Source organism: Paenibacillus sp. Marseille-P2973, from assembly GCF_018101095.1.
In the GTDB taxonomy this organism is placed as follows: Bacteria; Bacillota; Bacilli; order Paenibacillales; family Paenibacillaceae; genus Fontibacillus; species Fontibacillus vini.
Window position 1 is genome coordinate 330,000 of the sequence record NZ_JAGQEH010000004.1, and the last position, 19,449, is coordinate 349,448.

Below are 19,449 nucleotides of genomic sequence, written 5' to 3' on the forward strand. Positions count from 1 at the left end.
AGGATCAATCATGGCAGACGAAATTTTGCTATCTAAATCGAATTATTGGAAAACGGCCTGTCTGAATGCGGCGCTTAGAAACACACCGTTCACGCCACCATCCAAGGTCTACATTGCTCTTTACACATCCGATCCTACAGATGCAGACACGGGACAAGAGATCACTGGCGGGGGATATGCCAGGGCGGAAGTTATCTTCAGCGCTCCAACCATCGTATCTCGTAGAGCTGTAACCAGTAATACAGCGGATGTGGCGTTCCCGGTTGCAACCGGCGACCAAGGAATTGCATCCTTTGTCGGTATCCGTGACGCTGCCACGGGTGGGAAATTGCTATATCATGGAGCTGTTAAAAAGCCACGAACAATCTTGGAGAACGACCTGATCCGCTTTTTAGCTGGACAACTTGTAATTGATGAGGGGTGATTGACCATGCAAAAAATGTACGATGCGGTTGTAAACTCTCCTAAAACTGAGCTTGTCACAGCGATTACAGCAATTGATACTGACATCGAGGTGGCGGATGCATCTGTATTGCTTCAGCCGGAAGGCTTGGCGGTCATTGGCAACGGCGAAGGGGCAGAAACGATCAGATATACCGAAATGGATGGTAATGTCCTTAAGGGCTGCATCCGGGGATTTCAGGGGACGTCTAAGTCTTGGGCAGTCGGTACTCGACTAGCCCGAAACTTCACGGCCTACGACCACGACACGTTTAAGGAAAATATTGAGCAGCATGATACGGACATCACGGCGCTCTCCGACCGGCTCGACATCGCAGATACTTACACGGTAACTCTCCAAGCTGGCATACAGGTGGTCCATGCTGAACGGGACTCCCGTTTTCGCATGGGCGAGATTAAAGGCCGGACGCTGATTAACTTAATCGGGGATGCAGGAAGTGGCGAAAAAGTTTCTTCGTGGATGCAATCAGGGGTGACGTTTTCCTTAGATTCTTCCGTAAAAAACGGCAGAACAACATCCCTTCGCGTGCAAGCATCCTCTTCTACTACAGAAGAACATTTCTTGTACACTAGTCGAATTCCCATTATGGCAACAAAGTACTACTTATTTTCCGGATATATAAAGCCGGGAGCTGGCTCTGAGGCTATTATCCGACCTATAACGTTCTCTGGAACAGGGGTAACTGGGGATTGGGGAGTTGTTGTTCCTAAGATTAAAGACGCTACTAAGTTTTCGTTGGCACACTATGCAATCCAAGCGCCTGCCGACACTAAGGAATTGGAGCTAAGACTTCATGTAATTAATGCGAACGGGTATGCCAATTTTTCCGAAATATCTGTTTATGAGATAACGGCGGCAGAGTACACAGCACTTAGTGGAATGACTCCGGAGCAAGTCGGCGCAAAGTATCCGTTTGTTCCTTCAGGCATCGTCGGCGTGGATAATCCGTATGTTATCGGATACGGTGAAAACTTGATGCCTCCGTTTTATGAAGTCTCATTGACTTCAATGGCTACTCTTATTGATGCCTACACGGTATCAATCAAAGCAACAGAGGCATTTCAAAACTTTAACTACAAAGTAAAAATTATTCCCGGAAAATACGTGCTTAAACTGGATTCGATAACGGACAGGGGTTTTTTTAAGCTCGATGGATTGGATGCCTCCGGCAATACCGTTGCTGAAAATCTGGTTGTTGCGACAGGCATAGGTGCTTATCGTTTCACAGTTAGTCCGAACATTGATTCGCTTAATGTGGTTGTATCTTCATTTGAAGCCGGAACATTCGTATTTAAAAATCCCATGCTTACACTAGGCTCTACGCCTAAACCGTTCAAACCACGCCGGGACACGATGCTCGCGCTGCAAACGGAGTTACACGCGAATCCGGTCGACGGGAGTGAGCCTGATGTATTGTTCGAACGTGATGCGCAATATTTCAAGCTGGCGAAGTGGAAGAAAGTTATGCTCGATGGGGCGCTTCCTTGGGAGTTCCATGATGCCGCTACTGGATATAAGGTGGTTAGAGTCACTGGAGGGAAAATATCGGGGTTCGCTGACAGCGCAAATAATAATAAATTTGTGACCAAATATAACGGAGTGAAATTGCCGTGGATTGATGGGAGTGGTAACGAAGGCGCTTTTTGGAATGACTTGAATTTTATCGGTGGGTCTTTCTTATTAGTCACTATGAATAAGGACACCGGATGGGGCGATGCCTACACACCGACAGCAGAAGAAATTAAGGCGTATTTTATGGGCTGGAAGATGTACGATGGTAGTGTTGGATTGTACCCTGGCACAGGTCAAAAGTATTGGGTTTCTATTAAGGAGTGGGGAAATGGAAATAGCACCGCGTCTGCTACACTTCCAACCACTAAAATTCCTGATAATGTTGGTACAAATCATTGGTCTCCGTATCAGCTCCTCTATCGTCTCGCAAAAGAAACCGTCGAACCTGTCGTTTCCGAGGGCGCTCTCCGGCTGAATGAAGGCGGAAACCTGATAGAAGTCGGGACGGGGATTGTGCTACGGGAGCGGGCGAATCCCGTGACAAACGGAACAACCATAGTTTACCGTTTTATAAATCGAACCTCTTTCCCTGAATCACTTCTAAAAAATAAAACTCGTGAAATACTGCACGTTTACTCTGATAATAAAGAGCAAACTAGCCTGTGGACGAAGGTTTATGATGATGCTAACGGATTAGTACGAGCGACTTTTGGTAATTTGACGCAAGATTTTAACACATCCGCAGCCTATAGCGTCACATACATCAAGCTCGAAAGATCCCCGATCCAGCCGATCACCGGATCCCTGGCGAATAACGAGAAGGCGCAGCTCAGCGACCTGACAGCGGGAGTGACTGAAGCGTTGCAGCGCGTTTCTGTCGTCGAGCAGAAGAAAGCGGAGAAGGATGCGCCAGTGTGGATTATGCCGACGTTGCTGAATGGGTGGGGGAATTTTTCCGATCCACGATTTGCGTTTCAAGGTTATAAAAAGAACTCGCTTAATATTGTTTCGCTTGCTGGCATGGTTACGGGTGGGGCAACCGGTGCGGTCCCAATATTTAGACTTCCCGTTGGTTACAGACCAATAAACTCCTTAAGGTTTACAGTTTCCACGTCTAGTGGTTCTACTGCACAAGTGCAAATCAATAATATTGGTGAAGTTTCCGTTATAGTTGGAGACAGCGCGACAGGAACGTCATTAACTTTGTCATTTTTAGCCGAACAATAAGGGAGTGATAAATTTGAAAGCAGTACCAAAAGTAAATGTAGACGGCCTTTATATCGAAGACGTAATAACGGACGATACCTTTACTGGTGTCGTCCCTTTTTATGCCGATACACCTGCAACTGGTCCCGACTTGTCGCCTGAAATTGATGCCGAGGAGGCTGAGGAGCAGGCGGAAGAAGAATGGGAGCCAGCCGGTTATATTGTTGGCGCGCCGGTTCCAGCTGGACTGTATCTGCCGCGCTTTGACTTGGCTGGATGGCAGTCCTATCAGGACGCCATTGCTGCGGCAAACGATGATTATCAAGCCGCATATGCCGATTGGTCCTCGCAGCCCGAGGATGAGCGCGGGGAGCCACCAGTTTATTCTGCACCAGCTCAACCGGAGTTATGGTCTGAGGGCTTGACGCCGCAGGAGATCAAGGCGTTGCATCCACCGAAGGAGCCGACTGAGTTAGAATTACTCAAGGAGGAAGTGGCGGATTTACGACTGCAAAACAATCAGCAGCAGGAAGCAATCGACAACGCCGCAACGGGCCTGGAGCAGGTGAAGTCGGAGAGCGAAGAACAGCAGCAGACAATCGGCACGCTGGGAATGGAACAGATCAAGCAGGATCTATCGACTCTTGACCTCAAGCAACAAAATGGCGTTATCGGTGCGGAGCTGGTCAAAAAGGATATATCAATTCTTGATATGTACATGCAAAATCAGGTGCTTGGCCAGATGCTGGCGGCATTAGAATTAAAACTCTTAGCAAAGGGAACAGGGGGCGAAGCGAATGTTCAATAGTGATTTCGAACGGTTGTCATACTTTTACGAAAAAAAGTGGGTTTCCGATGTACAACTCAAGCTCTATGTTCAGTTTGGAACCATCTCAGCATCGGAGTTTAAAGTGATCACCGGCAAGGACTATAAGGCGTAATGGCGCTAAGGAAAATTTTCCTTACCTGAAAGGAGGGAGGATATGTTCGGCGGAAGCTTTAATGATCTTGCCTTTAACTCAGCATCTGAAGATGCGGTAAACATCGTGGATATGGAAGCCCGCTTGTCCGGAGAGGGCCGGGTGTTGGTTGACAAGTTTTCGATGGAAATGGCCGCGACTGCACATCTGTCTGGCGATGGCCGGATAACTGCTGAATACATCCGGGAATATTCCCTGGAACCAGAGCGGATGTCCGGTGAAGGTCGGTTGTCAGCTGCCTTTATCCGGGAGATCAGGCATTCGGCCCGATTGTCCGGGGAAGGGCGTTTAAGGGCGGAAGCAACCAAGTATCATGTAGATTACATCGAGTTCACGGATACCTTTAAGCCTGGTGATGTGATTATCATAGACAGCGGGAAATTAAAAATAACCCGGAACGGCCAGAACGTCTCCCATCTATATGAAGGGGGCTTTTTTGACCTGAACCTCGGCACCAACAATTTGACTTGGACTGATCCTGCCACTGGGCGGACAATCCTATTCCGGATTACTCACCGGGATAAGTTTCTGTATTAAGGGGCTGAAAAAATGCCTAAAACAATGCAAGTATTCGATAAAAACTTCAAGCGCACCGGTACTCTGATTGATGCCTATAGCATCGAACGAAGAAGACGGCTCAATAGTGATTATGAGCTGTCTTTTTTAGTGCCTATGACTAGCGAAGACTATCTGGATAAGATCCAGATGAAGGGCCACGTCCAGGACGAACGCGGCCAGTTTTATGTGATTAACAGCCGGAAACGGGATCGATCGAAGAAAACGCTGACGGCTCTGATCACGGCCACTCACGTCATGTTTAAACTGAACGATTACAAAGTACCATATGATGATTACATTACCGAGGCATATGGTGTCCATATATCGACGCTGCTGAACAAGATAAGCGCGTGGACCGGCGGCCGCTTTACGTTCCAGATTCACGATACCTTCGATATGTGGGATATTAAAGACTTCGGCCGGACAACTGCACTCGCCGCGCTGAATCAAGTAATAAACACATACAAAGCGGAGATCCGCCCGGACAACTTTGTAATTCATATCCATAAGAAGACTGGCTCCCAGACGGAGAGATATGAGTACAGGACCAAGAAGAACATCATTTCCGATTCGTTCAAAGACGAAGGGACCGGGCTTGTTACCAAAATGCATGCTCAGATGAAAGATGGTCGGACGTGGGTCGGAATGACTGCTGACAATCTTACGGCCGAGGAACGCAGCTTGCTCCAATCAATCCCGGGCGCGATCCAGAACGGGAAAGTCATGGTCAACTATCTTCTTTCCCCTTACGTTAATTACTGGGGCAGTGACAGTGTACCGTTTTTCGCCGGCGAGAACATCCAGCAGGACATCGAGGATCCGGTGGAGCTCCTGAAATCTACCCGGGAAGAACTGCGTAAGAAGGAAATGCCGGAGTTGGAGATCAACCTTAGCGCAGCCGATCTACACAAAATCGACCGAGACGAGCAACCTCCGGATCTGGGTGATGCAGCGACAGTTTACGATCCGGAGATGGAAATGCACCGGATCGCTGTCCGGATCGTGGAATTGACCGAGTACCCGTACTCCATTGACCAGCACTCGAAGGTCACGCTGGCCAACTTTGCTTTGAAGGATGATGTTGATCTGATCGCTGACTTGGAGCGGTCCCGGAAGGTGATGGAGAACTTGCTTTCCGGCGGACGGATCCGAGCGGAGATGTTCGAAAGCTTCGCCCGGCAGGCTGTCATTGACATTAACAACAGCAAGACGGAATTGATTTATCCACCTGAGGGTGGAATCCTCGCCCAGGAGAAGACGAACCCTCTAGAACAGGTGCGTTTGACTTCCAAAGGACTTGGTATAAGTACAGACGGTTGGAAGACGATTAGGTCGGCTATTACGGCCCGCGGCGTACTGGCTGAAACCGTAATTGGTCAGCTCGGTGCATTTGTGTCGATGTTGATTGGAAGCGGAAATGACGTCACTCAGATCAATACGAAGGGCATAGCAGCCGGCCACGCAGACTTCAACAGCGCTCCGTTTCGCGTCGATATGAAGGGAAACCTGATTGCAAACAAGTTGACGGCTAATTCGGCACAGATCAAGAGCTCAAATTTCTCCGATGGCGAAATTCTTGGCTCATCCATCAATGTGGGGAATGGGAAATTTACTGTAAGTAAGGCGGGGTACGCTTATGCAGAAGGTGGACTGTTCTCTGGGGGCACAATTACAGGGGCTTTGTTCAGAACCGCTGTAAGCGGGGCTCGATTCGAAGCGGATTCGTCCGGATGGCATACTTATGACTCAAATAACCGTGAACGAATTAGTATTTCCATAAATAACTCATATGGGATGAATGCGATTAACTTCAATAAATCTAATGGTAGTGGTTCAGGAACAATTAATGGTACCGATATCGGTCTGACGCTTGAATCTTTTGGAACATTATTTTTAGCAGCTTTAGGCGGGAATGTCCAAGTGCAAGGTAACACTTATTTCCGAGACAACGTTCAATTCGGAAATGGAGTGAGTGGTATTACGATTTCAAATGTTGACGGACTTCAAAGTGAGCTTTCAAGTTTGCGATCACTATTAAATAATGTGCCAAGATCATTTCAAACAGCAACGAACATGACTTTTGATTCTACCACTCGTAACCTGAAGCTTTATAGTATAACGGGTGACCTTCTGGCATTGGTAAACATCCCTAAGTGACAAATTTTAATGTATACTACGGGTAAACATGTCCATGGAGGTAACATTATGAAAAAAATTGTTTACTCGTCATTTTTTTCTGTTTTGATTATTTGTTTACTAGCAGCCGGCGTATCAGCAGCAACAAACTCGCTAATTGGTAAGAAGGTACAAGCTGTCGTTTCAGTAAAAGTAGACGGCAAACAAGTGAAGGACGCTGTGGTAATAGACGGAACAACCTATGCTCCTGTTCGCAGCTTCTCTGAAGCATCCGGTTACTCCGTAAAGGTTAGTAAAGGAGAGGTGCTGTTGACAACAACTGAAACAATAAATCGCTCAGAGGAAGAGGTTGTAAGGGAACTTAAAATCAAAAATCAGTTGAACATTTTAGAAAATAACATTACTTTTTGGAAAGCGTCACTTGTAGGGCATGAGGAAACGGCAGCTCGAGCGCGCAAATCCATCGAGGAAGCGATTGATTGGAATGCAACTAAACCTGCTGACGCTCCTACTATGACAACAACCGGTTCCCAAACGAAATTAATTGAAGCTGAAACGGCCATTGACGATTTGAAAGCCAAAATCAAAGCCGCCGAAGCTGAAATAAAGCAACTTGAAGCTCAACTGAACAATTGATTTTCTTATCATGTTACATTGAGGTATACAATACTTTATGCTAAGATAACAATAAATAAGGGACCGGTTGCACCCGGCCCCTCTGCACAAAAGCCGCTGTAAGAGCGGTTGGCTGGGTTTGATCTGAAATAGACCGTCTCCCTATCACGGGCGGTCTATTTCTTTTGGTTGAGAAGCGCTAAAACGATGGTTACGACCAGCGTCAATAGCGCGATAATCAGCGCACCGAAACCGATCATGATCGTTAAAACGTCTTTAACCTCCATGGCATCACCTCCCTCCTGGGAGACTAGCCGACCGCCCTTAAGCCGTTCAATTGTACAAGCCAAATTATACCACGAGTCTGCGATCCCCGCAGGCTCTTTTATTTTGCCGGGAAGGAGGTTGATCATTTGGCAGTAATTACGAAAGTAGACGTGTCGCTCGATCTTCGCCAGCCGGCCCAGGAAGTGTGCGATGTCATTACTCTGGTACTCAGCATGCACCCGGGCCGGGAAATTGATATCCTACGCCATATTGACGAGGAGGTCGGCATGGCGTTGGCGCAGTTGGAAAAGGCTCAAGAACAGCAAGCTGATCAGTCCGATCAAGCAGCTACAGATAAAGACTGAATAGAGAGAGGGGAGCGGGGCGATGGGGCAAGAAGAAATTGAAGGTGTGAAGGAGTTTCTCCCTCTTGCTGAAAAATATGGACTGGCGGTGGTGCTCACCTTTATTTTGCTTGTTATCCTAGTGGCATTAGTCCGCATGATTATAAAAGGAGAATTAGTACCGCGAAGTCAATTGGATAAAGCTGAGGAAGATAGGGATCGGCTGCAGGGGATTTTAGATAAAGAACGTGAAGAACTGTGGGGTCCTGTGCTTGAAGTGTTTAAAAACTTAAAGAAGGATCAAAACGAGGACAGGGGATGAACATCATGTTGAATAAATGGATCAGCAGATTAGTCCCCCGACATCGTGACAAGGAAAGCGAATTGGATCGCGCCTCCCGTAAAGTCTCTTTATCTATTTCTCGCTACCGAAACCTATCAAGGGAAATACAGGCCGAAGTAGAAAGAAACCATTTCGCAAAATATCTTGTTTATGATCGAGGGGATAGCCATGGGGATTATTGATTTTATCTTGTTGTTGCTGTATGTATTGGCGATTGGGTGCTCGATTTACATCATCCACTCGCATAAGGGCTATTATCAGGAAAGATTTAAATCGGGCGTTGTCAGTGTCTTCATGCTGGCGATGCTCTTTTTTTTGGCCGCGTATACGTTTAAGATGCTGATCGTTTTAACGATGCGTGCGGCTGTAGTATTTGGCTTCACCTCACCGCAGCTGGACGAGTGGCTATTGTACGGATGGACGGCCGCCCAGATCGGCACGACGGCCGGTCTCGCCTCGCTGGCTTGGCTGACATGGCGGAAGCGTTATGACCTATTCCTGTTTTTGCGGAGGGTAGACAAAAAGGGAGATGATCAGGTTGGACAAGAACAAATATCCGATTGAGCGGCGCTACATTAACAAGCGCCCGAATGTAAGGCCAGGCACCCGACTTAAAACGGGCAGCCCGGCCTTTTTTGTTGTACATGACACGGGCAACCCAGGTGCGGATGCCGAAGCTCATTATAAGTATTTCAACAGCCAGACTGATCGTGATGCTTCAGCACAGGTTTTTATCGACGATGAACGAATCCTAGAAATCATTCCGACAGGCACCGGTTCGGATCCGGCGGAAAGAGCTTGGCATGTCCGTTACAACGTGACTACCGACAATGATCGTTTCGGATATGACTCCAATGACACGGCACTGGGGGTTGAGCTATGTTATGGGTCATCGTACAAAGACGGTAAGCTGATCAGGAAAATTGACTTTAATGAAGCATATAAGCGCTTTGTATGGTACCTGGCCTATTGCTGCGACAAGTGGGACAAGAACCCTTCTACGCATATCCCCAGCCATAAGCAACTGGACCCGGGGCGGAAAAGTGATTGTGAACAGGCGCTGGCTTCTGCAGGAAAGACGTTTAAGGACTTAATCACGGACGTGGCCGCCGAGCTGGCCTCCCCAATCAGGCCGCCGGACTTTGTTAAACTGCCGGCAGTGGTTGCACAGCATTTGATCGATACTTACATTTCTCCAGCCTGGTATGAATCGCAGCGAGCAGGGGATGAGGTCGGCAAGATGCACTTTCATAATCTGGCGAACAACCTCCGGATGGCAGCCGGCATTCCGTTACTTCCTGGTAAAGCAGCATTGCCGATCCAAAAGCTGCCGAAGTCCAACGTCCAGGAACTTATCTTCCGCTGGCTCTCGCCGGGCTGGTTTAAAGCCAAGGCCGATGGCAACATAGCACTGGCCAATCAATTTAACGCAAACGCAAATCACCTGCGGCGAGCTGCAGGAATTCCGATTGAATAGGAGATGGAATCGTGCAATTAATTATTGAGCAAATTCAGCCTTACATTACGGCTATTGTGATTTCTTTGGTCGGCCTGGTTGCAACGGCTATCTTGGGGGTTATTAATACGCTCAAGGTAACGGTGAAGGCGTACTTTGAAGCCAAGCTTTCGACTGAGCAGCGGGCTTTATTGCACCGGATCGCCGGGGAAGCTTATGCTTATGCTGAGACCGCTTTTAAGAATGCTGGCGGGGAAATGAAGCTGTCCGAAGCTCTTGCGTATGCTTCAATTCAACTTAAAAGGCGAGGCGTTACCGTTACAGCCATAGAGCTGCAGGCGGCGATAGAGAAGGCGTGGTTAGAATACTTGAATAAGAAGTGATTGCAAACTTTATTTAGGATTGTTACAAGCGAACAAGTAACCGGATAAGTTTGCAAGTTATGGTCTGTCAATAGAAAACTCCCCTAGGATTTCCGGGGGAGTTTTTTTAGAAATCAAGATCATCAAAATCATCAAAATCAGAATAATAATTGCCAATCATATTTTGTTTATTTATTGAGTGCCATCCTTCGAAATAATTTGTTCCTCCCTTACAATTATTTTTCGAGAAATTTGAGCACCCGTAAAAAAAGTCATTATTTCGTTTCAATGTCAATCGTAAATGTCCGTCACATCTATCCACTGGACATGATAAGGTGCTTCTCGAAAAGACGAATGATTTAGGTGTGAATTGGTGACTTGCAATTGCTAATATAGAAACTTTTGTGGCTCCAGCTTTCCTTAGAGTTTCAGCACATTCAGTTACCGTTGCCCCCGTTGTAAATACATCATCTAAAAGAATAATGTGTTTACCTGATACAAGGTTTGAAGAGTAGAACGCATCCTTAACATTAGCGAAACGAGCGTCACTACCTAATTGCTTTTGTTCACGGTATTCCCGAGTACAAATTAACGCATCTAAATAATCATTTAGAGTTGGTCTGGAACGTAATATATTTTCTTGGATGAGTGTTTTTAATCGATCGGCTGAGACCTTTGATGGTCTTGGTGGTACTCTAGTTATCCCATCAGCATTAAAAGAATCAATAACTGGTATTAATACTTCAGAAAAGAGTGCATTTTGGGTACCATCTAACTTGCTTCTCTTTATTCTATGTGATAGCTGATGAGAATTAAATTTATAATGTGAAGGATCAAAATATCTTCCGCAAATGGTTACAGAATAGGGTAATGTTGAGTCTTTCAAACTTGTTTGAAAGACATACCCTTGATAACCATGATGATAGCTACCATCCTTTGTTAGATATACCTCTGCAAGGTATCCTTTATATTTCTGAGTTATGACATCAATTAACTCGTCCAGACTACAAAGAATAAAATCTGGAGTAAATCCGTGGTAATGATATGGCAATCTCCGCCCTTGTGATAATAAAATAGAGCCAATTGGTTCTGAGTGGAGTTGAGGAAGAAATGTCATATCATTAGTGATATAAGCAAGTTCAAAAAGCTCAATTCCCAAAAGGTCAACTGCCTCTTGTATTGTTTGAGGTAAACCAAACAAAGGAGAATGGTTTAGAATGAATTTGGTCCCATCCGCAACTTTTGATTTTAATTCAACTTTCCTTTCGGGAGTATCAACAATAAAAACACAAGGGATCAATTCACAAAGTCTTTTCCAGTCGTGATCTGCCATAAAGTTTTGTTTATTTATATAAATTAGAATCCCTTTCAACTCATTTGTCTCTATAAACATGTTGGGCCCCTATCTGAATCTGCTCAACTTCTTCGCTTTCTCTTAGTAAGTTTGCTTGTTGAAGTTGACCAAGCAATTCATCAATTTTTGAAAAACTATGAGCTCCACTCTTATGAATATATCTTTTCGGCCAAGAAAGTCTAGAATCATTTAATGCGCTTTGAGGGATAAAAACAAGTCTCCCTTGTTTTAAAGCATGATTGGCTTGAATAAGGGCACCACTGGTCTCGCCAGCTTCAATTATTACTGTTGCTAAACTAATTCCACTCATTACTGCATTTCTTGCTGGAAAATTCCACTTTTGAACGGGAGTTGATGGTGCGAATTGGGAGATCAAAAGGAATTTTTGAGAAATTTCTTCTTGAATTTCACTATTCTCCTTAGGATAAGACTTTGTTAGTGGTGTACCAATAACCCCTATTGTAGGTTTGTTAGCCAGTATAGCCCCCTCGTGTGCAGCCCTATCTATTCCTTTAGCTAACCCTGAAGCAACGACTATTTTGTGTTTTCCAAGAATAGATGCTAATGTTTGAGCTCTTTTTTTTCCATCCTCAGAAGGATTTCTAGTTCCTACAATTGAAATAGTAGGATAATGGAGAAGCTCTACATTGCCTCGCATGAATAGGAATCTTGGTGCATTTGCTGTTTTTTCAAGCAATGAAGGGTAAGCAGACTGACCGACTTTTACAATATAATCGGAATCATGAAGCTTCTTTAACCCTTCATTTACAATATTATTAGCTGACAAGATACTTTCTTTTGAGAAACCAGTTAGTTTTGAAATTTCATCAATTTGCGAAGCAAAAGGGACAGACACCTCAATGTAGAGTTCTAACTCTTCAAATATTGTCCTTGTCTTAACATCTGAATGGTTACATAGATAATGAATGGTGAAATAATTAGTAGCCTCTTCTATAATGGATGTATCATTGTTAAATCTAGTCTGAATAATATCTTCTTTATTCATATTAGTTTTTAATTCACGTTTTCTTATTTCTATATCTGATTTAAGATAAAGTGTTCCCGATCGACTTGATTTTAATGGAGTAATCTTTCCTGATTGAACAAGTTGATTTAATCTTTGTGATGAAATTCCTAATAATTTTGTAGCTTCATTAGTAAATAATACTTCTTTTTCAAAAAACTCACGAAGTTCTTGATCATTTAAATTCACTATTCTCACCTCGAATACAGTATCACCTGATTAAACAATACCAAAACCATTGATGATTATCAAGGGGAATATTTGTTCGAATTAATTTCTTTTTTGAATGGGCAATAAAGAAGTCACGTGTTTTATCTCATTCAAAGGGACCCAGATTACTTTATCTGCTGATTTAATCACTACTCTTCTCCGATCCTCTCCCCAGCTTGGGATCCCGGCTATCCGCGATCCATCCTCCAATGACAAAATGATTTCCTGATTAGCATTCATTGCCTTTACTAAATTTGTATGCAAAGATCATAACCCCTTTATCAAGGAGCCGCTCTCGCGACTCCCCAATTTTATTTTGCCTGTTTATTTTCCTGCTGAAACTCATTTAATAATCGATCGAGCTTTTGGCTCAGGATTAATATCTCACGGTCGGCCAGGCGTTTGTACACAGCGAGTTTATTCAATTCCAACCGGAGTTCTTCAATCTTGCGGATCAATTCCAAATCGAACAACTCCTGAAACTCGAATATCTATGTCATACGTCCGCTGTGCACTGGCGACCGTTTTTGCGGAACCCTACTTTAGAACTGTCCGCATCAGGCTAAAGTGGTAATCAAGTATTTCGATATATTAGTACATATATCCTCCTTAATAGATAAATTATGTAAATTTATTGTCGTTTTATAAATTCTATATATTTTATTTAAGAGATAACTGATAATAAAGTAGTATTTAATAATTGTATTAGGAGGGAATATATGAGAATTAAAAGAGTTTCATTGTTGTGTCTTGCTTTTCTTGTATTGGGTAGTGGAGCTGCCTATGCAGCTGTGCCAAATCAGATTAAAGCAACTGTGACATCGCTTAAGTACATCGTCGAGGGGCAGAGTTTCACTCCTATCAGTAAGTCAAAACCAGTTATTATCAATGGCGAGTACTACATTCCAGCTAGCGTATTAAAAGAATCGACAAAAATAAACATAACTGCTGACAAATCGAACTTATACATAGGCGACAAGAAGGTTGAAGTACCGATCATTAAGGAAAAAATTGAAGGTGGATATGGGTCTGGTTTCTCTAAGTTATCCAAATACACGGTTTTCAATGGAGTAGATTATAAGGAAGTGATGGTGTCTGACAAGTTATTTGGTTCTACAGATGTAATTCTATATCCGGAAGGAAAATATCAAACATTTACATTAAAGGCTTTTACTTTAGGATATAAGGCCGAGGTCACAGTAAGTGACTATAAGACAGATACAGTAGTTAAAACGATAAAACTCGAACCGGATACGGAACTTGCAACGTCCGAAATGAATATAACGGGCATCTCAAAGCTTCGGATCCGAATAACATCTTTGGAGAGCAACAGTGATTCAAAAGGAGCGGATGTGGTGATTTTACCAACGTCTTCGTACAAATAAAGATTGAAACTTTAACTAAAGCCCACTGGCCTTAATTGGTCGGTGGGCTTTTTTATACTATAAACCTCTCAAATACAGGACTTCGTAACAACCCCGATTTAGTCCAATTCCTCATTTTGACACGAGCGCGAAGGCGCGGCTCCATGAAAACAAAATCACTATTCTCTCCGACAACAATCTGCTGAGCGACTCCATAAAAAGCATTCTTTTCTTTCGGCCCTACGCCAAACTCGATAATTCCGGCCGGCCGCACTCCACCGCGATCATCCTCAATCCCCGCAAGCCAGCCGAACTCGGCCTTTTTGTATCCCGTAATGTAGACGTCCGCATATGTCCAGTTTATTACCTTACGCCAGTTATCGGATCGGCGGCCGGTCTCATAAACGCTATCTGCTCGCTTACCCACAACGCCTTCCATTCCGCGCGCTTGAATCTCGGCAAATAACGCCTCTCCCGCGCCTTCAACGTGTGGCGTGACGCTGATATTTGCGTTCGGCATCGGAATCCCTGCGAGGATCTCTTTGCGCTTCATTAGCGGCAATTTCCGCAGGTCCTGGCCGTTATAATACAGCGCGTCAAACACCGCGAAATAGGCCGGAATTGTCCCGGTTAGTCGAGCAATCTTGTCGGCCCGCCGTGCCTGGAACCGGGACATTATCGCTTCAAAATCCGAAACGCCGGTCATTGGGTCTACGCATGCAATTTCGCCGTCTAATATGATGTCATGCGGAAATAGTCCTCCAGCGATTTCGGGGTATTGGCGCGTGCAGTCGTTATTATGGCGCGTATAAAGACGGACGTTGCCGGACTCTTGAGAAAAGATTAACCGGTGGCCGTCGATTTTTGGTTCGTATAAGAAACGCGGATCGCTAAACGGACCCGGTGCAGTTGCGAGTAACATAGGATCAATAAACATAAAAAACACCTCTATACCGATTATAGCGTGAGGCCAACCAGTTGAGAGGCGGTAAGTATTACGCGAATATTTAACTTCTTCCAGCGGCCTGGAAATAAACACTTTTTCTATGTATGTATACATGTCTAACCCATTATATTTTGTCAAATATTAATAAAATTGAAAAAACAATACCTATAACATAGCCGATGATTTTTCCTATTCTTGTTCCTGGTTTAGATTCATTTGCGTTTTGAATTTCCTTCCTAAGATTTTTTATACACATAATTAAGAATGCTATACCGCAAATGACGCCGAATAATGGCCATTGCTCGAATTGTCGAGATGCACTGAGATAAATGATACTCACTCCTTTCAGGGAATACTTATATATTCTTTCCTATGTCTTTTTCTCCTCTTTGATCTCCGAAGCAATGCGGAATTAGGACCGTTGTTTCGTCCGGCACCCTCTCCCTAAGTGAAAAGACCACCGAAGCATAGGCCATAGTGGTCTTTATTTCATGTTGTATAAAAAGCAATAATTCGCATATAATACGAATGTGTGTTCCTATTTACGAGGTGCGAAATGAACAAAATAGCCGGAATCATCACAACCGAAGAACGCCGAATGATACGAGATTACATACTGCTTACCCATATGCTTACAATGATACAAAAAAGCATAGAGGATCTTAAGTTTACGGACTCACTTTTTAAAGATGTTTTCATGGCGTGCAATGAGCACATCGAGAACATGGTTTTAATGGACGCCAAAAATCACAGGCTGACACTAAAGGATTATGGGATACAAGTAACCAGGGAGGAGCATGCTGGGTTTGTGGTTTACTATCATTACATATGCCGAGGCTATACAGATCGTCTAGGATTGACTAGGGACGTAATGAGGTCCGAGATAAGTATTAGGTTGGGGAAATACGTGGCAGAGATCGGGGAAGCAATAAAAAGGGCTGCCATGTTGGCACCTAAATTTGAAATGTAATAATTGTCATTTTTTGTCGATCATGCAGCAACGACTATAAATTCAAAATATTGTATTCCTATTCTTGCATAGTAATGCTACGATAATCCTCATAACATTATATAGGTATATCGTAGGAGGCAAGTAACAATTATGAAAAAACGATTATTGTCCATTTTGTTCGTATTCACTTTGGTATTCACGGCTATCCCTAGTTTTACATTTGCTACAGCAAGTAATGCACAAGGTGTCTTCTTCTATGACACATTTACAGCAAACATCGGATCGATTAAAGACTATGGAGGTTCTACAGAAAATCAAGCAGTCAGATTTCATTCTAAGTCAGGGGCTACCTATACATATGTTTCAGACAACAGTAAAGTAGTTAAAGCTACTGGAATAAAAGTAGGATACGATGAGACATTCTTTGAGGAAACTGGTAGAGTGTTTATTACTGGTGTAGCCCCTGGTACTGCTAACCTTATTTTGAAAGAGACAATTAAAGGAAAAACGAAAGTTGTAGGTAAAGTTAAGATTTCTGTAGTCAATACAACTATCAGCTCTTACCATAACAATCTTAAGCATGAATTTGGATTGGGAAATCAAGATAGTTATTTGAAATTTGTCAATCGTAACTCCAACGCTACTTATAATTTTAAAGTCAATAAAAGTGGACTTACATTCTCTACACAAAAAGATGAGAATGGTAGCATGAGTATTCAAATGAACGCTACTGATTACGGTACTTATATCGTAACAGCGTCTGAAACAGTAAATGGTAAGACACGTAAAATTAAGGACATTACTTTTCAAGTAAAAGAAACCATTATTCCTGATGTTATTACCGTTAAAAGTGAGTATTTAGATTTAGAAAAAGAAATGAAATTCTTGGACATGAACTACGAGTATGGCTTAAACATTAAGGGCCAAACTACTTTTAGAATTACTAGCAATGGTTATGTTACTTTTAACCCTGAAGATACCGGATTCTCTACTGATTACGATGTATTCAGTTCTGCAGATTCTAGAGTAGAGAAAATTGGTGTTCTAATTGCTAACAAAGCCACAACTGTAATGGCAGATGTTTATCGTACTAAACGCTACTCTCAAGGTACCGAAGAAGTTGAATACCTCAAGACAATCAAAGTAACATTTAAATTCTAATCTTCTGCAAATGAGTGTTTGCCAAACTTGATAGCCTAATCTTCGACCCCATTTATGGGGTCTTTTTTTATGTTTCAGTTCCACTTTATGCATGATAGGAGTCTTTCAACAGGCCATGCCAACAGTACGGCCGATATGATCAGTCGCCTGGAGACGATGGTACTGAGCGGAGCTGACCTTCCGCTCGGGGTGGTCAGGCAGCAAATCGCCTCGGCGATCGACATTTTCATTCATCTGTCCAGGCTCCGCGATCGTTCGCGCAGAGTGACGGAAATATCGGAAGTAGTAGGAATGAAGAATGGGGAGGTGGTATTGAACCCGTTGTACCAGTTTCAGGAGAAGGAAGAGAGGTCGGGCAGAATTATCGGCGCATTGGAAAGCACCGGGAGACAATTACTGCACACGGAGAAGCTGAGCATGGCCGGAATGAGCCGCTTTGCCCGGGAACAAGCAGGTGTCGGATTATGATGGCCGGGAAGCGAACAACCGGAAAGGCCGGAAAGGTAACGGAGCCTTCCAAAGCAAGCCGGGACGCATTGCCGGATTACCGGGTGTATGTTCTTTCCAAAGGGCAAAGAATGGGCTGCTTGCTGTTTGGCGGACTCGCATTGTACGGAGTAGGCTATGTATTTTTTCATTCGCTGCTGCTTTCGTTGGTCCTGACATGCGGTACCTGCCTGATTCCGAAGTATTGGAGCCGGTATTTGCTGCGCCGAAGGAGAGAGAATCTCGGACTTCATTTCAAACAAGCGCTGTATTCGCTCTCTTCTTCACTGGCCGCCGGGCGCTCGGTTGAGAATGGATTTCGCGAAGCAATTGCCGATCTGAGACTTCTGTACCCCGACGGTAATAATGATTTGATTGTAGAGCTGGGCATCATTTGCACAAGAATGGAGTACGGGCAGCCGATTGAAGAAGCGCTTCAGGATTTCAGCCGCCGGGCTGAGCTGGAGGACATCAGCAACTTTGCGGACGTCTTCACAACCTGCAAACGGTCCGGCGGGGATTTGGTGGAGATCGTAAGGCGGACCTCGGCTATCATCAGCGAGAAGCTGGAGATCAGCCAGGAGATCGGGGTCATGATCGCCCAGAAGCGTTTTGAAGCCAAAGCTATGCTCGCTGCTCCGGTGCTTTTTCTGGTGTTTATGGATATGTCTTCGCCCGATTACATGCAGCCGCTCCATAGCGGGATTGGCCTGGTTATTTCAGCGTTTGCGCTCTTGCTGTTTGCGGGATGTTCATGGCTGATCCTGAAAATTATGGACATTCGAATTTAATAGGGAGGGATCCTGTTGAATTGGATTTGGACAGGACTTCTGGTTTGCTTGTTTGGTAGCTGGGGAGTGCTGTTTTATTACGCTTCCGGCAAATACAAGGGTTGTTCCAATATGGAGATGGAAGGGATCCGTCTGCAAAGGCTGGCGCCCCCTATGCTTTATCTCCTTGAGAAATTGCAGGTGTCCCAAAGGTTTCCGTTTTTCTTCTTCAAAATCCAGCGCTCGGTTCAAAAAATTTGCGGAGATCGCCGCGGAGGCGAATACACGTTGTTATTCCTGGCGGAAATGCTGTCGTATAGTTGGCTTCTGATGGTGCTGGGTAGTATTATGGCGCTTTTCATGAACGGGGATTTTAGCGGTTTCTTAATGGGAGCGGTATTGGCCGTATTGCTTCCTGCGGCGCTTATCAATGATCTGCATCGCAAGGTTGTCCGGCGCGAACGCGAAGTGTTGCTGGAACTGCCGGAATTATTGAACCGGATCATCCTGCTGGTCGGAGCCGGGTCTACGGTACAGCAGGCGATAAGACATTGTCTGGAACGCGGTAAAGAGAAAGAAAATCATCCATTGTACCGTGAGCTTCTGCAAATGCAAAGGGAATGGGAGGGAGGATACTCTTTCCAGCAGGCAATGGAGGGGTTCAGCAAGCGATGCGGCATACAGGAGGTTTCAGCATTTACCACCGCCGTGCTGCTCAACTTCCGTCGGGGAGGAAATGATTTTGTACTGGCGCTTCGCGATCTGTCCCGCTCATTATGGGAACGGAGAAAGGCGGTGAGCAAAACGCTAGGGGAACAGGCTTCTTCCAAGCTAGTGTTTCCCATGGTTCTGCTCTTCCTGGTGGTTGTTATTTTAGTCGGTGCTCCGGCATTTATGATTATGGATTTGTAAGTCAGCAAACATTTCAAAGGAGTGAAAA

General features: G+C 44.5%; 22 protein-coding genes and 1 pseudogene. 18 read left to right on the top strand and 5 right to left on the bottom strand.

Translation table 11 applies throughout. From position 1 onward, the window contains the following. The first annotated feature begins 10 nt into the window (after window positions 1-10). From KB559_RS11025 to KB559_RS11055, 7 genes are read left to right on the top strand one after another with little or no spacing between them, the layout of a single operon-like run. Window positions 11-424, top strand: coding sequence for a phage tail fiber protein (locus KB559_RS11025; protein ID WP_211021780.1), 414 nt, complete (start codon window positions 11-13; stop codon window positions 422-424). Between the two features lie 6 nt (window positions 425-430). Further along, window positions 431-3,202, top strand: a complete 2,772-nt coding sequence (locus KB559_RS11030) for a hypothetical protein (RefSeq protein ID WP_211021782.1) — start codon at window positions 431-433, stop codon at window positions 3,200-3,202. A gap of 13 nt (window positions 3,203-3,215) precedes the next feature. After that, window positions 3,216-3,989, top strand: a complete 774-nt coding sequence (locus KB559_RS11035) for a hypothetical protein (RefSeq protein WP_211021784.1) — start codon at window positions 3,216-3,218, stop codon at window positions 3,987-3,989. Then, a complete protein-coding gene (locus KB559_RS11040) occupies window positions 3,979-4,122 on the top strand; it encodes an XkdX family protein (RefSeq protein ID WP_211021786.1) in 144 nt (47 codons plus the stop codon). Before KB559_RS11035 ends, KB559_RS11040 begins: the two co-directional genes overlap by 11 nt. A 42-nt stretch (window positions 4,123-4,164) precedes the next feature. Beyond that, window positions 4,165-4,698 (top strand): phage distal tail protein, encoded by a 534-nt coding sequence (locus KB559_RS11045; RefSeq protein WP_211021788.1) that lies wholly within the window; start codon window positions 4,165-4,167, stop codon window positions 4,696-4,698. Window positions 4,699-4,710: 12 nt separating this feature from the next. Continuing rightward, complete coding sequence (locus KB559_RS11050) at window positions 4,711-6,876, top strand: prophage endopeptidase tail family protein (RefSeq protein WP_211021790.1); 2,166 nt, start codon at window positions 4,711-4,713, stop codon at window positions 6,874-6,876. Between the two features lie 48 nt (window positions 6,877-6,924). Continuing rightward, window positions 6,925-7,491 (top strand): hypothetical protein, encoded by a 567-nt coding sequence (locus KB559_RS11055; protein ID WP_211021792.1) that lies wholly within the window; start codon window positions 6,925-6,927, stop codon window positions 7,489-7,491. A 155-nt stretch (window positions 7,492-7,646) separates the two neighbouring features. Here KB559_RS11055 and KB559_RS25140 read toward each other — a convergent pair whose 3' ends face one another. Continuing rightward, the gene (locus KB559_RS25140) at window positions 7,647-7,757 is read right to left on the bottom strand and encodes a putative holin-like toxin (protein ID WP_247681743.1); all 111 of its coding nucleotides are present in this window, start codon (window positions 7,755-7,757) and stop codon (window positions 7,647-7,649) included. A gap of 126 nt (window positions 7,758-7,883) precedes the next feature. Here KB559_RS25140 and KB559_RS11060 point away from each other — a divergent pair, with 126 nt between their 5' ends. From KB559_RS11060 to KB559_RS11080, 5 genes are all read left to right on the top strand, one after another. Next, entirely contained in the window at window positions 7,884-8,102 is a 219-nt protein-coding gene (locus KB559_RS11060; RefSeq protein ID WP_211021794.1) for a hypothetical protein, read from the top strand. Between the two features lie 22 nt (window positions 8,103-8,124). After that, entirely contained in the window at window positions 8,125-8,403 is a 279-nt protein-coding gene (locus KB559_RS11065) for a hypothetical protein (RefSeq protein WP_211021796.1), read from the top strand. Window positions 8,404-8,574: 171 nt separating this feature from the next. After that, a complete protein-coding gene (locus tag KB559_RS11070; RefSeq protein ID WP_211021798.1) occupies window positions 8,575-8,988 on the top strand; it encodes a hypothetical protein in 414 nt (137 codons plus the stop codon). Further along, a complete protein-coding gene (locus KB559_RS11075; protein ID WP_211021800.1) occupies window positions 8,954-9,901 on the top strand; it encodes a peptidoglycan recognition protein family protein in 948 nt (315 codons plus the stop codon). Before KB559_RS11070 ends, KB559_RS11075 begins: the two co-directional genes overlap by 35 nt. 11 nt (window positions 9,902-9,912) lie before the next feature. Continuing rightward, window positions 9,913-10,263, top strand: coding sequence for a phage holin, LLH family (locus KB559_RS11080; RefSeq protein WP_211021802.1), 351 nt, complete (start codon window positions 9,913-9,915; stop codon window positions 10,261-10,263). 106 nt (window positions 10,264-10,369) lie between these two features. Here the strand turns inward: KB559_RS11080 and KB559_RS11085 are convergent, their stop codons facing one another. The 3 genes from KB559_RS11085 to KB559_RS11095 all read right to left on the bottom strand — a co-directional run bounded on the left by KB559_RS11085 (window position 10,370) and on the right by KB559_RS11095 (window position 13,294). Then, window positions 10,370-11,635, bottom strand: coding sequence for a ComF family protein (locus KB559_RS11085; RefSeq protein WP_211021805.1), 1,266 nt, complete (start codon window positions 11,633-11,635; stop codon window positions 10,370-10,372). After that, a complete protein-coding gene (locus KB559_RS11090) occupies window positions 11,616-12,809 on the bottom strand; it encodes a DNA-processing protein DprA (protein ID WP_348772910.1) in 1,194 nt (397 codons plus the stop codon). Before KB559_RS11090 ends, KB559_RS11085 begins: the two co-directional genes overlap by 20 nt. A gap of 332 nt (window positions 12,810-13,141) precedes the next feature. Next, entirely contained in the window at window positions 13,142-13,294 is a 153-nt protein-coding gene (locus tag KB559_RS11095) for an aspartyl-phosphate phosphatase Spo0E family protein (protein ID WP_211021807.1), read from the bottom strand. Window positions 13,295-13,549: 255 nt separating this feature from the next. On the opposite strand from KB559_RS11095, the gene KB559_RS11100 reads away from it, so the two are divergent. Further along, window positions 13,550-14,215, top strand: a complete 666-nt coding sequence (locus KB559_RS11100; protein ID WP_211021809.1) for a hypothetical protein — start codon at window positions 13,550-13,552, stop codon at window positions 14,213-14,215. A gap of 52 nt (window positions 14,216-14,267) precedes the next feature. Here the strand turns inward: KB559_RS11100 and KB559_RS11105 are convergent, their stop codons facing one another. Beyond that, complete coding sequence (locus KB559_RS11105; protein WP_211021811.1) at window positions 14,268-15,131, bottom strand: ATP-dependent DNA ligase; 864 nt, start codon at window positions 15,129-15,131, stop codon at window positions 14,268-14,270. A 565-nt stretch (window positions 15,132-15,696) separates the two neighbouring features. On the opposite strand from KB559_RS11105, the gene KB559_RS11110 reads away from it, so the two are divergent. From KB559_RS11110 to KB559_RS11130, 5 genes and pseudogenes are all read left to right on the top strand, one after another. After that, a complete protein-coding gene (locus tag KB559_RS11110) occupies window positions 15,697-16,110 on the top strand; it encodes a YhjD family protein (protein WP_211021813.1) in 414 nt (137 codons plus the stop codon). A gap of 132 nt (window positions 16,111-16,242) precedes the next feature. Further along, window positions 16,243-17,253 (top strand): hypothetical protein, encoded by a 1,011-nt coding sequence (locus KB559_RS11115; RefSeq protein ID WP_211021815.1) that lies wholly within the window; start codon window positions 16,243-16,245, stop codon window positions 17,251-17,253. Window positions 17,254-17,343: 90 nt separating this feature from the next. Then, window positions 17,344-17,721, top strand: a pseudogene (locus KB559_RS11120) (CpaF family protein); the annotation flags it as partial. Continuing rightward, on the top strand, window positions 17,721-18,530 hold the full coding sequence (locus KB559_RS11125; protein WP_211022178.1) for a type II secretion system F family protein: 810 nt from the start codon (window positions 17,721-17,723) through the stop codon (window positions 18,528-18,530). The pseudogene KB559_RS11120 and the gene KB559_RS11125, both read left to right, overlap by 1 nt. Window positions 18,531-18,542: 12 nt before the next feature. Then, on the top strand, window positions 18,543-19,421 hold the full coding sequence (locus KB559_RS11130) for a type II secretion system F family protein (RefSeq protein WP_211022179.1): 879 nt from the start codon (window positions 18,543-18,545) through the stop codon (window positions 19,419-19,421). Window positions 19,422-19,449: the final 28 nt, after the last annotated feature.

Coding starts and splice junctions, on each gene's coding strand:
- KB559_RS11055 (WP_211021792.1), top strand. CDS start 6,925: ATGAAAAAAATTGTTTACTCGTCATTTTTTTCTGTTTTGATTATTTGT.
- KB559_RS11105 (WP_211021811.1), bottom strand. CDS start 15,131: ATGTTTATTGATCCTATGTTACTCGCAACTGCACCGGGTCCGTTTAGC.
- KB559_RS11070 (WP_211021798.1), top strand. CDS start 8,575: ATGATCGAGGGGATAGCCATGGGGATTATTGATTTTATCTTGTTGTTG.
- KB559_RS11050 (WP_211021790.1), top strand. CDS start 4,711: ATGCCTAAAACAATGCAAGTATTCGATAAAAACTTCAAGCGCACCGGT.
- KB559_RS11110 (WP_211021813.1), top strand. CDS start 15,697: ATGAACAAAATAGCCGGAATCATCACAACCGAAGAACGCCGAATGATA.
- KB559_RS11115 (WP_211021815.1), top strand. CDS start 16,243: ATGAAAAAACGATTATTGTCCATTTTGTTCGTATTCACTTTGGTATTC.
- KB559_RS25140 (WP_247681743.1), bottom strand. CDS start 7,757: ATGGAGGTTAAAGACGTTTTAACGATCATGATCGGTTTCGGTGCGCTG.
- KB559_RS11040 (WP_211021786.1), top strand. CDS start 3,979: ATGTTCAATAGTGATTTCGAACGGTTGTCATACTTTTACGAAAAAAAG.
- KB559_RS11065 (WP_211021796.1), top strand. CDS start 8,125: ATGGGGCAAGAAGAAATTGAAGGTGTGAAGGAGTTTCTCCCTCTTGCT.
- KB559_RS11125 (WP_211022178.1), top strand. CDS start 17,721: ATGGCCGGGAAGCGAACAACCGGAAAGGCCGGAAAGGTAACGGAGCCT.
- KB559_RS11025 (WP_211021780.1), top strand. CDS start 11: ATGGCAGACGAAATTTTGCTATCTAAATCGAATTATTGGAAAACGGCC.
- KB559_RS11100 (WP_211021809.1), top strand. CDS start 13,550: ATGAGAATTAAAAGAGTTTCATTGTTGTGTCTTGCTTTTCTTGTATTG.
- KB559_RS11045 (WP_211021788.1), top strand. CDS start 4,165: ATGTTCGGCGGAAGCTTTAATGATCTTGCCTTTAACTCAGCATCTGAA.
- KB559_RS11085 (WP_211021805.1), bottom strand. CDS start 11,635: ATGTTTATAGAGACAAATGAGTTGAAAGGGATTCTAATTTATATAAAT.
- KB559_RS11030 (WP_211021782.1), top strand. CDS start 431: ATGCAAAAAATGTACGATGCGGTTGTAAACTCTCCTAAAACTGAGCTT.
- KB559_RS11075 (WP_211021800.1), top strand. CDS start 8,954: ATGATCAGGTTGGACAAGAACAAATATCCGATTGAGCGGCGCTACATT.